General features: G+C 72.9%; 14 protein-coding genes. 3 read left to right on the forward strand and 11 right to left on the reverse strand.

Going from position 1 to position 12538, the window contains the following annotated elements; genetic code table 11:
* Positions 1–14: 14 nt before the first annotated feature.
* The 3 genes from ACFY1S_RS01055 to ACFY1S_RS01065 form a co-directional block, all read right to left on the reverse strand.
* Entirely contained in the window at positions 15–1163 is a 1149-nt protein-coding gene (locus ACFY1S_RS01055) for an Mrp/NBP35 family ATP-binding protein (RefSeq protein WP_364368529.1), read from the reverse strand.
* 76 nt (positions 1164–1239) lie between these two features.
* On the reverse strand, positions 1240–1890 hold the full coding sequence (locus ACFY1S_RS01060) for a DUF1003 domain-containing protein (protein ID WP_387111380.1): 651 nt from the start codon (positions 1888–1890) through the stop codon (positions 1240–1242).
* Entirely contained in the window at positions 1883–3169 is a 1287-nt protein-coding gene (locus tag ACFY1S_RS01065) for a magnesium transporter MgtE N-terminal domain-containing protein (RefSeq protein WP_387111382.1), read from the reverse strand. Before ACFY1S_RS01065 ends, ACFY1S_RS01060 begins: the two co-directional genes overlap by 8 nt.
* A 33-nt stretch (positions 3170–3202) precedes the next feature.
* Between ACFY1S_RS01065 and ACFY1S_RS01070 the strand changes: the two genes are divergently transcribed.
* A complete protein-coding gene (locus ACFY1S_RS01070) occupies positions 3203–4072 on the forward strand; it encodes a PhzF family phenazine biosynthesis protein (protein ID WP_387111385.1) in 870 nt (289 codons plus the stop codon).
* Between the two features lie 17 nt (positions 4073–4089).
* Entirely contained in the window at positions 4090–4620 is a 531-nt protein-coding gene (locus ACFY1S_RS01075) for a hypothetical protein (protein ID WP_387111388.1), read from the forward strand.
* Positions 4621–4637: 17 nt separating this feature from the next.
* On the opposite strand, the gene ACFY1S_RS01080 is transcribed toward ACFY1S_RS01075, so the two are convergent.
* Positions 4638–5345 carry an HAD family hydrolase gene (locus tag ACFY1S_RS01080; protein ID WP_387111391.1) on the reverse strand — a complete coding sequence of 236 codons (708 nt, stop codon included), beginning with the start codon at positions 5343–5345 and terminating at the stop codon, positions 4638–4640.
* Positions 5346–5440: 95 nt separating this feature from the next.
* Here ACFY1S_RS01080 and ACFY1S_RS01085 point away from each other — a divergent pair, with 95 nt between their 5' ends.
* Positions 5441–6409, forward strand: coding sequence for a DMT family transporter (locus ACFY1S_RS01085; protein ID WP_387111394.1), 969 nt, complete (start codon positions 5441–5443; stop codon positions 6407–6409).
* Between the two features lie 6 nt (positions 6410–6415).
* Here ACFY1S_RS01085 and ACFY1S_RS01090 read toward each other — a convergent pair whose 3' ends face one another.
* The 7 genes from ACFY1S_RS01090 to ACFY1S_RS01120 all read right to left on the reverse strand — a co-directional run bounded on the left by ACFY1S_RS01090 (position 6416) and on the right by ACFY1S_RS01120 (position 12414).
* Positions 6416–6700, reverse strand: coding sequence for a hypothetical protein (locus tag ACFY1S_RS01090; protein ID WP_387111397.1), 285 nt, complete (start codon positions 6698–6700; stop codon positions 6416–6418).
* 238 nt (positions 6701–6938) lie between these two features.
* Positions 6939–7214: a hypothetical protein gene (locus ACFY1S_RS01095; protein ID WP_364368507.1), complete on the reverse strand. Its 276-nt coding sequence runs from the start codon at positions 7212–7214 to the stop codon at positions 6939–6941.
* A gap of 77 nt (positions 7215–7291) precedes the next feature.
* Entirely contained in the window at positions 7292–8035 is a 744-nt protein-coding gene (locus tag ACFY1S_RS01100; protein ID WP_364368503.1) for a class I SAM-dependent methyltransferase, read from the reverse strand.
* Entirely contained in the window at positions 8019–9296 is a 1278-nt protein-coding gene (locus tag ACFY1S_RS01105; protein ID WP_387111401.1) for an MFS transporter, read from the reverse strand. Before ACFY1S_RS01105 ends, ACFY1S_RS01100 begins: the two co-directional genes overlap by 17 nt.
* Entirely contained in the window at positions 9293–10312 is a 1020-nt protein-coding gene (locus ACFY1S_RS01110; RefSeq protein WP_387111404.1) for an alanine racemase, read from the reverse strand. Before ACFY1S_RS01110 ends, ACFY1S_RS01105 begins: the two co-directional genes overlap by 4 nt.
* A complete protein-coding gene (locus ACFY1S_RS01115; protein ID WP_387111407.1) occupies positions 10309–11403 on the reverse strand; it encodes a SagB/ThcOx family dehydrogenase in 1095 nt (364 codons plus the stop codon). The genes ACFY1S_RS01110 and ACFY1S_RS01115 overlap by 4 nt, the downstream gene beginning before the upstream one ends.
* A 186-nt stretch (positions 11404–11589) precedes the next feature.
* The gene (locus ACFY1S_RS01120; protein WP_387114191.1) at positions 11590–12414 is read right to left on the reverse strand and encodes an SDR family NAD(P)-dependent oxidoreductase; all 825 of its coding nucleotides are present in this window, start codon (positions 12412–12414) and stop codon (positions 11590–11592) included.
* Positions 12415–12538 lie beyond the last annotated feature (124 nt).

Raw genomic sequence — 12538 nt, forward strand, 5'->3', positions numbered from 1 at the left:
TCGATAAGGGGTGCTCAGCGCCCGGCGGGCTTGAGACCGAGCGGCTTGCCGAGCAGCGACTCGCGGCGGAGCGCCAGCCGGTCGGCGACCGTGCCGAGCGCCCGCGCGGCAGGCGACTCCGGCTCGGCCAGCACGATCGGGTTACCGGCGTCGCCGGCCTCCCGCACGCGGGTGTCCAGCGGGATCTGCCCGAGCAGCGGCACCTGCGCGCCGATGGTCTTGGTCAGCGACTCGGCGACCTGCGCGCCACCGCCGGCGCCAAAGATCTCCATCCGGGAGCCGTCCGGCAGCTCCAGCCAGGACATGTTCTCGATGACGCCGACCACCCGCTGGTGGGTTTGCAGGGCGATCGCGCCGGCCCGCTCGGCCACCTCGGCGGCGGCGGCCTGCGGGGTGGTGACCACCAGGATCTCCGAGTTGGGCAGCAGCTGGGCAAGCGAGATGGCCACGTCACCGGTGCCCGGCGGCAGGTCGAGCAGGAGCACGTCCAGGTCGCCCCAGTAGACGTCGGCGAGGAACTGCTGCAACGCCCGGTGCAGCATCGGGCCACGCCACACCACAGCGGCGTTGCCGGAGGTGAACATGCCGATCGAGATCACCTTCACGCCGTGCGACTGCGGCGGCATGATCATGTCTTCGACCCGGGTCGGGCGGGCGTCCGCGCCCAGCATCCGGGGCACCGAGTGGCCGTAGATGTCGGCGTCGACCACACCGACGGAGAGCCCCCGGGCGGCGAGCGCAGCGGCCAGGTTGACAGTCACGCTGGACTTGCCGACGCCGCCCTTGCCGCTGGCCACCGCGTACACCCTGGTCCGTGAGCCGGGCTGGGCGAACGGGATGACCGGCTCCTCGCTGGCACCGCCACCGCGCAGCTGCGACTGCAACGACTGCCGCTGCTCCGGGGTCATCACACCGAAGTCGATCTCCACACCGGTCACCCCGGGCACCGCGGCGACCGCAGCGGTGATGTCCGTACGCAGCTTGTCCTTCAGCGGGCAGCCGGCGACGGTGAGCAGCAGCTCGACCCGTACGACCCCGCTGTCGGCGATCGTGGCCGAGCGGACCATGCCCAGCTCGGTGATGGGCCGGCGGATCTCCGGGTCGTTGACGGTGGCCAGGGCGGCCTGGATCGCGTCCTCGACGGTGCTGACGGGTGCTGACATGCCCGCAATGCTACGTCGAGGGGCATCCGCTGCCGCCTCTGCCCGGCGCGGTGTGAGCCAATCGATTACCTGCCGGTCAGCCCTCCGACCGGCGCGGGCCGGTGCCGTCCGGACGGGTGTCACGGGCGAAGTCGCCGTCCAGGTCGTCGCGCGGCTCGTCCAGCCCCACGGCGTCGTCAGCCCGCTGGGCACGCCGCTCCTGCCGGCCGTCCCTCTCCTGCTGGCGGCGCTCCAGCCGCTGCCGGCGCTGCCCCGCCTCGTCCAGCTCCTCGGCGAGCCGGGTCAGCTCGGAGCGCAGGAAGTCGCGGGTGGCGACCTCGCCGAGCGCGATCCGCAGCGCGGCGATCTCCCGGGCCAGGTACTCGGTGTCCGCCTTCTGCGCGGTGGCCCGCCGCCGGTCCTCCTCCAACGCCAGCCGGTCCCGGTCGGCCTGCCGGTTCTGCGCCAGCAGGATCAGCGGCGCCGCGTAGCTGGCCTGCAACGACAGCACCAGGGTGAGGAACGTGAAGGTGTACGGGTCGAAGCGCAGATCCGCCGGGGCCAGCGTGTTCCACAGGAACCAGATCGTGATGACCACCGTCATGATCACGATGAAGTTCGCGGTGCCCATGCCCCGGGCGATGCCCTCCGACCACCTGCCGAACGCCTCCGCGTCGAAGCGGGGCAGCTTGACTCCCCGGGGCTCGCGCGGCTGGTCGAGCCGCTCGGCCCGCCGCTGCTCAGCCATCCGCGCCGTCCAACGCCGCGTCGGTGACACCCGGCGCGGTCAGGGCGTCCCGGTCGCGCCAGTCCCGGGGCAGCGAGTGGTCCAGCACGTCGTCCACTGTCACGGCGCCGACCAGCCGGTTGTTCCTGTCGATCACCGGCATGGCGACCAGGTCGTACGTGGCCATCCGGCGGGTGATCTCCGGCAGTGGGGTGGTGGGCCGCAGCGGGTCGATGTCGTTGACCACCACCTTGCCGAGCAGGTCGGCAGGGGGTTCGCGCAGCAGCGCCTGGAAGTGCACCATGCCCAGGTAGCGGCCGGTAGGCGTGTTCTGCGGGGCGCGGGTCACGAAGACCTGCGCGGCGACGGCGGGGGAGAGCTGCGGTTCCCGGATCCGGGCGAGCGCCTCGGCGACAGTGGCGTCCGGCGGCAGGATGACCGGTTCCGAGGTCATCACGCTGCCCGCCGTGCCAGGCGTGTACTTGAGCAGCTGACGCACCGGGTCGGCCTCGTCCGGCTCCATCAGGTCCAGCAGGACGTCCTGCTCCGGCGGGGGCAGTTCGTTGAGCAGGTCCGCCGCGTCGTCCGGGTCCATCTCCTCCAGGACGTCGGCGGCCCGTTCCCGGTCCAGCGCGGCGAGGATCTCCACCTGGTCGTGTTCCGGCAGCTCGCTGAGCACGTCTGCCAGCCGCTCGTCGTTGAGGGCCGCCGCTACCTCGTTGCGTCGCGAGTCGGGCAGGTCCTGAAGGGCGTTGGCCAGGTCGGCCGGGCGCATGTCCTCCAGGACGGCGAGCAGGTTCGCCGTACCCCTGTTGTCGGCGATGCCGCTGAGGCCGCGCACCCGGTCCCACTCGACCTGGTGCAGGTGGCCTCTGCGGCTGAGCCGGCTGGTCTGCTCGCGGACGGCGACCCGGCTCAGCGACCACTCGCCGCCCCGGCTGCACTCCATCGCAACGTCCACCACCGCGCCGGGCTGGCCGCCCGGATCGAGGTTCACCCGCCGGTCCAGCAGCTCCTGGAGCACGAGCAGCTCGTTTGGACGCTTCTCGAACCGGCGCAGGTTGAGGGTGCCGGAGCCGAGCACCACGGCGTCCGCGTCGATGGACGTGATCCGGTTGATGGACAGGAAGATCCGTCGACGCATCGGCATCTCGGCGACGAGACCCACCACCTCCGGGGGACGTTTGGTCGCTCGGAGCCGGGCCACGGCGTCACGAATCCGGCCCACCTGGTCACCGTTCGGATCGAAGACGGCGACTCCGGCGAGGCGGGCGATGTAGACCCGGGTCGGCGTGCTCACGGGCACCAGCCTAAGCGCCTAGTGTTTATCAACATGTCGACCTTGGCGTACGAGATCGTGGACGTCTTCACCGACCGCCCCTTCGCCGGCAACCCGCTGGCCGTGGTGTTCGGCGCGGAGGCGCTGGCGACGGAGCAGATGCAGGCGCTGGCGCTGGAGTTCAACCTTTCCGAGACGGTGTTCGTGCTCCCCCCGACGCAGGTCGGCGCCACCTACCGGGCCCGAATCTTCACCCCGGTCGAGGAGTTGCCGTTCGCCGGGCATCCCAGCGTCGGCGCGGCGGTGACCGCGAGCCGGCGCGGAATGTTCGGTGTGGGGCGGATCACCCAGGAGTGCGGTGCCGGGGTGCTGCCGATCGAGGTGACGGCGTCCGGCGCGACGCTCACCGGTGGCACCCCCACCCTCGGCCCCGAGTTGGACGCCGAGCCGTTGCTGGAGATCGCCGGCCTGGACGCCGACGACCACGCCGGACCGGCACCTCGGGTGGCCGGCTGCGGGTTGGAGTTCCCCTATCTGCCGGTACGGCCGGAGGCGCTGGCCCGGGCACGGGTGAACCCGGCTGCGGCGGAGCGGTACGGGGTGGCGCACGTCAGCGTCTTCTCCTGGGACGCCGCCGCGCAAACCGCGCACGCCCGGGTCTTCGTGCCGGGGCTCGGCGTACCGGAGGATCCGGCGACCGGTTCGGCGGCGCTCGGGCTCGGTGTCTGGTTGGTGGCGAGTGGCCTGCTGCCCGGTGAGGGCATGTCGGAGTACGCGGTCCGCCAGGGTGTGGAGATGAACCGTCCCTCCGCGCTGGCCTGCACGGTCACCGCCTCGGGTGGCGTGGTGGTCGGCGCGACGGTCTCCGGCCAGGTGATGCCTGTGGCCCGTGGCGAGATCGCCGTGCCGCCCTTCGTGGGCTGACCGGCGGGCAGCCGTCCATGCGGGAGAATGCCTGTGTGACGGACGAGGATGCCCCCGGCGGCACGCCGCTGGTCGACGAGGCGATGAAGAAGGCCGCCGTGGCCTGGGTCAGCGTGGCCGGTGGGCCGGCGCTGGCGCTCTGGTGCGCCCCGCTGGAGGGGGCGCTCTTCGTGGTAAGCGGTCCCGGTGAGCAGGCCGCGCCGGGCCTTGCCGACGCGACCGAGGCGCAGGTGACGCTGCGCGGTGACCACGGTGGCCGGATCGTCACCTGGCCGGCCCGGGTTTCCCGGGTGCGCCCGGGCACCGAGGCGTGGGACACCACCGCGCCGCTGGTGGCGGCCAAGCGCCTGAACGCTCCGGGCCCGACCGCTGAACTGGTCGCACGGTGGGCCGCCGACGGCTGTGCGGTGAACCGGCTCGCCCCGGCCGCTACGCCGCTTGCCGGCGCCGACCTGCCGTCCGACGCGCAGTCCGAGTCGCCCCGCGCCACACCTGCGGTGCGGGCCACCCGCAAGCCGTTCCGCCTGCACCGGGTCCGCCGCCGCTGAGACCGGTGGCCGGGCCGTCAGGCCACGCCCACCACCTCGACGTCGGAGTCGACGAGGTCGAGCACCTCGCGCAGGGTGCCGAGCACCGGCCCGCGCCAGTCCCGGTCGGCGTTGAACACCATGTGTTCGCCGAGGTCGGGCGCGGCGAGCCGGACGGCCGTCATCCCTGCCCGCTCGGCCCCGGTCAGCTCCTGACTGCCGCCGTCGCCGACGTAGAGGCAGTCCGCCGGCGCCAGCCCGAGCCGGCGACAGGCGGTCAGGTAGAGCGCCGGATCCGGTTTGCACTGTCCGACCTGCACGGAGAAGACCCGCACGTCGACAAGCGGGGCGACTGCGAGCTGCGGGAAGAACGCCGGCAGTTCGTGCGTACAGTCGCTGATCACCCCGGTGCCCAGGCCGCGTCCGCGCAGGGCCGTGAGCACCGGCACCGCGTCGGGGCGCAGCCGGGTGTCCGCGCGGACGGCCCGGTGCCGGGACGCCACGGCCGCGCGCAGCGCATGGTCGCTGGGGTGTACGCCCACCTGGGCGCACACCCACCGTAGGGTCGCCTCCGCGTCGCCGAGCCGGCCGGTGGCCCGCTCGTAGTAGGTGCGGTCCAGCACCTCGGTCAACGTGTCGGTGGGGCATCCGAGCAGTTCGGCGGTGCCGAGGTGGGCTACGCCGCGCTGCACCGAACGGGTGAGCGTGCCGAAGAAGTCGAACAGAACCGCCTGGTAGCTGGGCATGGGGGAACGCCTCCGGGCGGTCAGGGGTCGCCGACGGGACTGCGTGATCGTAACGGAGTGCTGACCGTCCGTGTTGGCGGTCATACGTGTGAGGATTGCTCCCCGTGGCCCCACAGTCATCCCGCCCGTCCCTCGATCCGCTGACCACAGGCGCGGTCGGCCTGGCCGTCGTCGCCGTGTCGTCGTCCGGGCCCCTGATCGCGTACGCCGCAGCTCCCGCGCTTGCCATCGCGTTCTGGCGCAACCTGCTCGCGGTCGCCGTGCTGAGCCCCTTCTCCCTGGCCCGGCGCCGGGCCGAGTTCCGCAGGCTGACCGTCGGCGCCGGCCGGCGTGAGGGTCTGTTCTGTGTCCTGTCCGGTGTCGCGCTGGCCGGGCACTTCGCCACCTGGGTGCCGAGCGCACAGCTCACCTCGGTCGCCGCCGCCACCGCCCTGGGTGCCACCCAGCCCATCTGGCAGGGGTTGATCGCCCGCGCCCAGGGGCGGCGGCTGCCGCTGGTCGTGTGGATCGGCGTCGCGGTGGCGGCCGGCGGCGCCGTGATCGCCACCGGCGCCGACGTGGGCGTGTCCGGCAGGGCCGTCGTCGGTGACCTGCTGGCGGTGACCGGTGGCATCTTCGCCGCCGTCTACACCGCCTTCGGTGAACGCGCCCGGGCGAGCATCAGCACCACCACGTACACCACCATCTGCTACGGCATCTGCGCGCTCATCCTGCTGGTGGTCTGCCTAATCGGTGGCGTACGACTGGTCGGCTTCGACCCGCGCACCTGGCTGGCCATCCTGGCTCTGGTGGCCGGCGCCCAACTGCTCGGGCATTCGATGTTCAACTACGCCCTGCACAAGATCTCGGCGACCACCGTGAGCGTGCTGATCCTGCTGGAGGTGCCCGGCGCGGCGCTGCTCGGCTGGGCGTGGTTGGGCCAGTCGCCCCGCCCGTACGCGCTGCTGGGGATGGCGCTGCTGCTGGTCGGGGTGGCGGTGGTGGTGCTGGGTGGGGCCCGGGCCGGCCGTCGCGTCACACCACCCACCCCGCTACCGGCCGACCCGGCCCCGCTGGACGGCTGACGACGTTCAGAGGTACGCGGCGAAGTGGTCGGCGACCAGGTCGGTCAACTGGTCGCCGCCGAGCGTCCCGTCGACCCGGACCACCCGTACGCCCAGCCGTTCGGCCTGGGCGACCGCGTCGGCCGTCACCAGTTCGTCCCGCGCCCAGCGGTTGCGCAGGGCCCGTTCGGGATCACTGAGGTCCGGTACGGCGAAGCTGGCCCGTGGCAGCCGTGCCATCTGGTGGGCACGGAACTCGGCGGTGGGTGTGAGCACCACCATCTGCCGTACCGAATCGACGACGGGTGCCACCAGCTCCGGCCTGCCTGTCGTAGAGGTACGCGGTGAGCCCGTGCCGCAGGGCGAGCGTGACGGCGACAGTGGACTTGCCGGCCCATTGTCCGCCGCCGATCCACAGGGCCCGCCGGGCGGTGGCTGTCGCATCGAATTCCATGCACCGACCCTGGCCTCCGGACACGCCAAGATCAAGTCTTGTTTCTGCTGGTGAGCCGTGATGAAGTAGGGGAAGAGAGGCGACCTCGACCAGTGCCTAGACCTCGTGCGCCTCGATGACCCTGGTGTTCGGCGCGGCTTCTCCGAGGGCGGCGCGCAGGGCGGCCCGCTCCGGGTCGACGAGGAACGACTCGTACCCGGCCCGGTCCGCGAAACGGATCACGTGCACCTCGCACTGCCCGTCGACGCTGCGCAGCCGCCGCTCCAACCCGCCGCCGTGCCGGCCGAGCAGGGCCAGCACCGTGTCCTCGTAGCGTTGCCCGGCGGCCTCGGCCCCGGTGGGATACTCCACGACTGCGACGAGAGTGAGCATGGCGGTCACGCTACCCATCGACGCCGACGGCCGTGGTGCCGTGGACGGGCCGTTCTGGTTGCGGCGGGGACGGGGCGTCAGGCGCGCTGGGCCATCACCGCCACCCGGGGCAGCGCCTCCGGATCCGGCACGTCGGTGAGCAGGTCGTCGACGGCTGTGACGTGCTTCGGCACCCAGCCGGCGTCGGTCAGTGCGGCGAGCACGTCGGCGACCCGGTGTGCGGTGTTGGTGATCGTCGTGGCGAAGGGGGTCGTACGCCCGTCGTCGGTGCGCAGCTCACCTGTGATGTGCAGCGGGCGGCGCTCGCCGTCGAGCGGGCCACGGGCCGCCACGACGGAGGCCGTGCCATCCTCCCGGCTCACAGGGGGGACGTCGGCGCTGAGCCCTCTGATCGTGGACATGTCGAAGCCGAACCAGCCGCCCGGGGTGACCGCCGCGTGGACGCGACGCAGGTAGGCGCTCACCCGGTCGAGCTCACCCACGTGGTTGACGATGTCGTACGTGGAGAGCGCGAACGCGCAGGGGCGCGGCACCTCGAAGTCCGTGGCGTCCGCGGTCAGCAGCACCGCGTCGGTGCCGGCCAGCCGCTCGCGGGCGCGGGCGATCATTGCCGCCGACACGTCGACCCCGACGACGCGGTAGCCGGCGGCGGCGAACCGGGCGGCCACGATGCCCGTGCCGCAGCCGACGTCGAGCAGGCTCCGTTCGGCTCCCGGCGCCAGGTGCGCGTGCAGACGCAGCCACGCCTCGCCCATCCGCTCCGGGTACGGCGCCCAGAAGCGGTCGTACGCCGTGGCGAAGGCGTCAATGTACTCGGCCATCGGGTTGCCTTTCGTAGTGCCGGACGGAGGAACTGACCAACGGGACGAGCGCGGCTACGAAGATCACCCCGGCCAGGCAGAGCAGGGCCGGCCGTACGCCGATCTCGGGTACGACGAAGCCGGCGGCAATCATGACCGGTGGCCCGAGACCCACCGCCCCCAGCCACTCGTACGCGCTCACACGGGACATTGCCTCGACCGGCACCTCGGACTGGACTGTCGTCTCCCACAGCACCCCGAAGACGTCGAACGCCACGCCGGCCAGTACTGCGGCGAGCACCACGGCTGGCAGCGCGGCACCGGAGCCGAGCAGCAGCGCCGGCAGTCCCAGCATCGACACGGCGAGCACTGCCACGCGCAGCGGCCGGGTCGTCCGGACCCGCATCGCGACAAGCACCCCGGCGAACATGCCCACCGCGTACCCGGCGAGGACTGCCGACCACGCGCCCGCGCCACCGAGGTGGGTCCGGGCGACCAGCGGGCCCGCGAGCCCGAAGGTGACCCCGACGGCGGCGTTGACCACCGCGGCGGCGAGAATGATCTGCCACAGCCAGCGCCGCCTGACGAACTCGCGCCAACCGTCCCGGAGCTGGGCGGGCAGGTTCCGGCCGGTCGCCCGGCGGGCCCGGTCGAGGCGGAGCCGCGCGAGGAGCGCGGCGGCGACGGCGAACGTCGCGGTGTCCAGGGCCAGCGCCCAGCCCGGCCCCAGCCAGGCGATCAGCGTGCCGCCGGCGGCGAAGCCCGCCACCGTCGCAGTGTTCGTGCCCAGCCGCAGCACGGCGTTGCCACGTTGCCGTGCCCCGGGCGCGACCAGTTCGGCGGTCAGCCCGTTCAGCGAGGGCAGCAGCAGCGCCGAGGCGGTGCCGGCGACGGCCGCGCAGAGGGCGAGGGTGGCGACGCCCGCCCGCCCGGTCAGGACGAGGACGGTCATCGCGGCGTACGCCGTGCCGCACATCAGCTCCGCCGCCACGAGTACGAGGTGGCGCGGCAGCCGGTCGCCGATGACGCCGCCGAGCAGCATCAACGCGATCCTGGGCACCGAGATCGCGGCGAGCACGAGGGACAGCGCCGGAGCCGACCCGTCGGGCAGGTCGAGCACGGCGAAGGTCAGCGCCAGCGGGCCCATGGCGTTGCCGAAGACGGAGATCGTCCGGGCGGCGGCGAACTGGACGAACCGGCGCTCGCGCAGGGGATCCGTGACCTCCACCGTGTCGGTCACGTCCGGTGCCGGCGGACCGGCGCCCGCCACCGTGTCGGTCATGCCCGGTCCGGGCGGACCAGCGCCTGCCACCGCGCCACCGGCTCGCCCGAGTCGAGCACGTGCAGCAGCGGCTGGCGGGCCACCACCGGGCAGACGTGCCCGGGCAGCACCCGCACCTCGTCGCCCACGCTCACCGAGTCGGCGTGGACCGGGGTGCCGTCGAGGCCCGTCATCACGACACCGCTCATCCAGGTCTGGTCGGCGCCCGTGAGCAGCTCGTCGGCGTCGGTGCGCGGCACCGGCCCGTCGGTACCGGTGACGGTCGCGGTGACGGCTATCGCGACCGCCTCGCTGTCGCACTCGCCCAGCCGGGCGAGCCCGCCGTCGAGCAGGGCGTACGCGCCTGCGCAGACCTCGGTCACGCCGGCGACGCCAAGTGCGCCGAGAAGGGTCGGTGTGCCGCCGACGCTCACCGTCGGGCAGGCCGCTCCGGTGGCCCGGATGCGCCGCGCGACCGACACCAGCAGTTGCGCCTGGTGGCGGCCCATGTCGAAGCGGTCGCGGGCGGCAGCGGGATCGGTGATGCCCACGTACCCGGTCACGCCCGTCAGGCGCAGCCCGTCGGTCACCGCGATCGACTCGGCAAGCTTCCCGGCCGCCTCCGGGTCGACGCCGCCCCGGTGCAGGCCGGTGTCGACCTCGATCCGCACGTCGAGTGCGACTCCGTGCGCCACGGCGGACGCGCCGAGGCCGGCCACCGTGTCGGGGTGGTCGACGTGCACAGTCACCGCGCAGCGCCGCGCCAGCCGGGCGAACCTGTCCCACCGCCACGGGTCGCGCCACGGCCACGCCACCACGACGTCGGTCACGCCCACCGCCAGGTAGGCCTCGGCCTCGGCCGCGGAGTGGACGGCGACGCCCACCGCGCCGGCGGCCACCTGCCGGGCGGCGATTTCGGGCGTGCGGTGCCCCTTGACGTGTGCGCGCAGTGCGACGCCTGCCTCCTCGGCGAGGGCGCCGTACCGCGCGATGTTCGCGTCGAGCCGGGCCAGGTCGACTGTGATCCTCGGCGTCATTCGCCCCGTCCGTGCCAGGCGTCCGGGGGGAAGGAGAAGGCGGCCTCGCCACCGTCGAGCATCGCCGCCTGCCGGTCCCGTTCGGCGGGGTGCGGCACGCCGACGCCTGACACCCCGAGGAAGATCTCCTCCGACCAGGACAGGCCGAGGGTGTCCTCGACGGGCTCGTCCCTGGTGGCGGCGGTGAAGAACGTCCCGAGACCGAGCGCGGTCGCGGTGAGGTAGACGGTCTGACTCAGGTGGCCGACGTCGAGCAGGAGCGCCCGGTATGCCCGCGCCGCCGGATATTTCCACACGGTCCGGTCGAGGACCGCCGCGTACATCAGCAGGAAGCCGGCCTGGGCGGCGTGTGGCTGCCCACCGCACCACTCGCGCAGCCGGTCCTCGCCGCTCGCGTCGGCGAGCCGCACCAGCTCGTGGCGGCGCACGGAGTAGTGGTAGACGCCGGGCTCCACCCCCGCCACGTCGCGGATGACCGGGTAGACCTCGACCGGATGGCGGGATCCGCCGGACGGCACTGTCTTCATCAACGCCGTCCCGACTCCCGCGACATCCACCTCGCGCCTGACCCCGGCCGTCCACCGCAGGAGGGCGGCGAACGCCGACAGCGGCACCGGGGTCTCGGGATCGAACCATCGCGTCGACCGCCGGGCGTCCAGGACCCGGGTGAAGTCGACGGCCGGCGGGTCGGTGTGGGGCAGCGCGGTGCGGGGCCCCTCGTATTCCTTGACCGGATCCGGCTGGGTGGTCTTGGCACGCAGCACGGCGGCGTCCTCGGCGGCGGAGCGGAAGACGTCCTTGCCGAGGGTGCGGCTGGCCAGGTGGTAGTAGGTGGCCGCCGGGCCCAGGTCACGCCAGGCGGCGAGACGTTCCTCCTGGGCGTGTTCCGGCGAACCCTCGGCGACGAGGACGTGCGCGGCGAGCAGCTGCTGCGCGAGCTTGCCGGTGGGCTCGGCCCAGTCGGCGTAGTCGCGCAGCAGCCGCTCCGCCTCAACAGTCAGCGCGAACTGCCGGTGCCGCAGCGGATCGTCACAGACGAGCTGACCATCACGCCACAGAAAGACGACCAGCCGCGACACACGGACACGCACGACTGGTCAGGACTCGACCGGCGGCTCCAGGCAGGTCAGCTCCTGGTCGTAGTCGTCCGATGCCACGGGCTCGAAGGCCTCAACCTGCTCGGTCATGCGGGTCTCCTCATCAATCGGCGTTGATCACTGGGCCGCATCGACCGTATCAGCAAGTCCACTGTGAACACACCCCCTGTGGGGGCTCGACTACGCGGGGATGCCGACCGCCTCGGCGCTGGCCGACCAGAGCCGGGCCGCCAGCCGGGGGTCGGCGGCCTTGCGGTACGGCCGGCGGGGTCGGCGGTTGTAGTAGTAGCCGCCGTGCACCAGCCGGGCCGGGTCCTGGTTGGCCAGCCAGACCAGCGTTCCGGCGGCGCTCTCCGGGCTGCGGAACGGCAGGACCCGCATGCCGAACGCGACAAGCCTGCTGTCGTTGGCGAACCGGGTCCGCACCAGGCCCGGGTGGAAGCTGTACGCCGGGATGTGCGGCCAGCGGCGGGCCGCCTCGGCGGTGAACAGGATGTTCGCCTGCTTGCTGGTGCCGTACGCGCCCATCGGCCGGTAGCGGCGCAGCGGGCTGTTCAGGTCGTCCGGGTCGAGCCTGCCGAAGCGGTGCGCGCCCGAGGCGGTGACCACGACCCGGCCGATCCGGTCGGCGAGCAGGTTGGTCAGCAGGAACGGGGCCAGGTGGTTGGCCTGGATCGACATCTCGAAACCGTCGACGGTGGTGAGCGGTTGCAGCGCGATCGCGCCCGCGTTGTTGGCGAGCACGTCGATGCGGTCGTACGCGTCGCGCAGCCGCTCGGCGAGCCCGCGTACGTCGTCGAGCGCCGCGAAGTCGGCCCGGAACAGCTCCGGACGCTCACCCGAGGCCTCCCGTACGCGTTCCGCGGCGGCCTGGAGGCGGGCCGGGTCGCGCCCGACCAGCACCACCTGGTCACCACGGCACGCCAGGTGCTCGGCGGCGGCCAGCCCGATGCCGGAGCTGGCCCCGGTCACCACCACCAGTCGGCGCCCAGTGAGATCTTCCACAGGTCCATTCACCCCGGTCATGGCGCGAGGTTACCGTGGCGTCACCACGCCCTTTGGGATCGTTAAGTTTCTCGGATCTGTCGTCAGCTGGCGTCGGCGTGCCCGCCGGACGCTTGAAGGAGTG

It is taken from the genome of Micromonospora sp. NPDC000663 (genome assembly GCF_042898105.1).
GTDB lineage: Bacteria > Actinomycetota > Actinomycetes > Mycobacteriales > Micromonosporaceae > Micromonospora.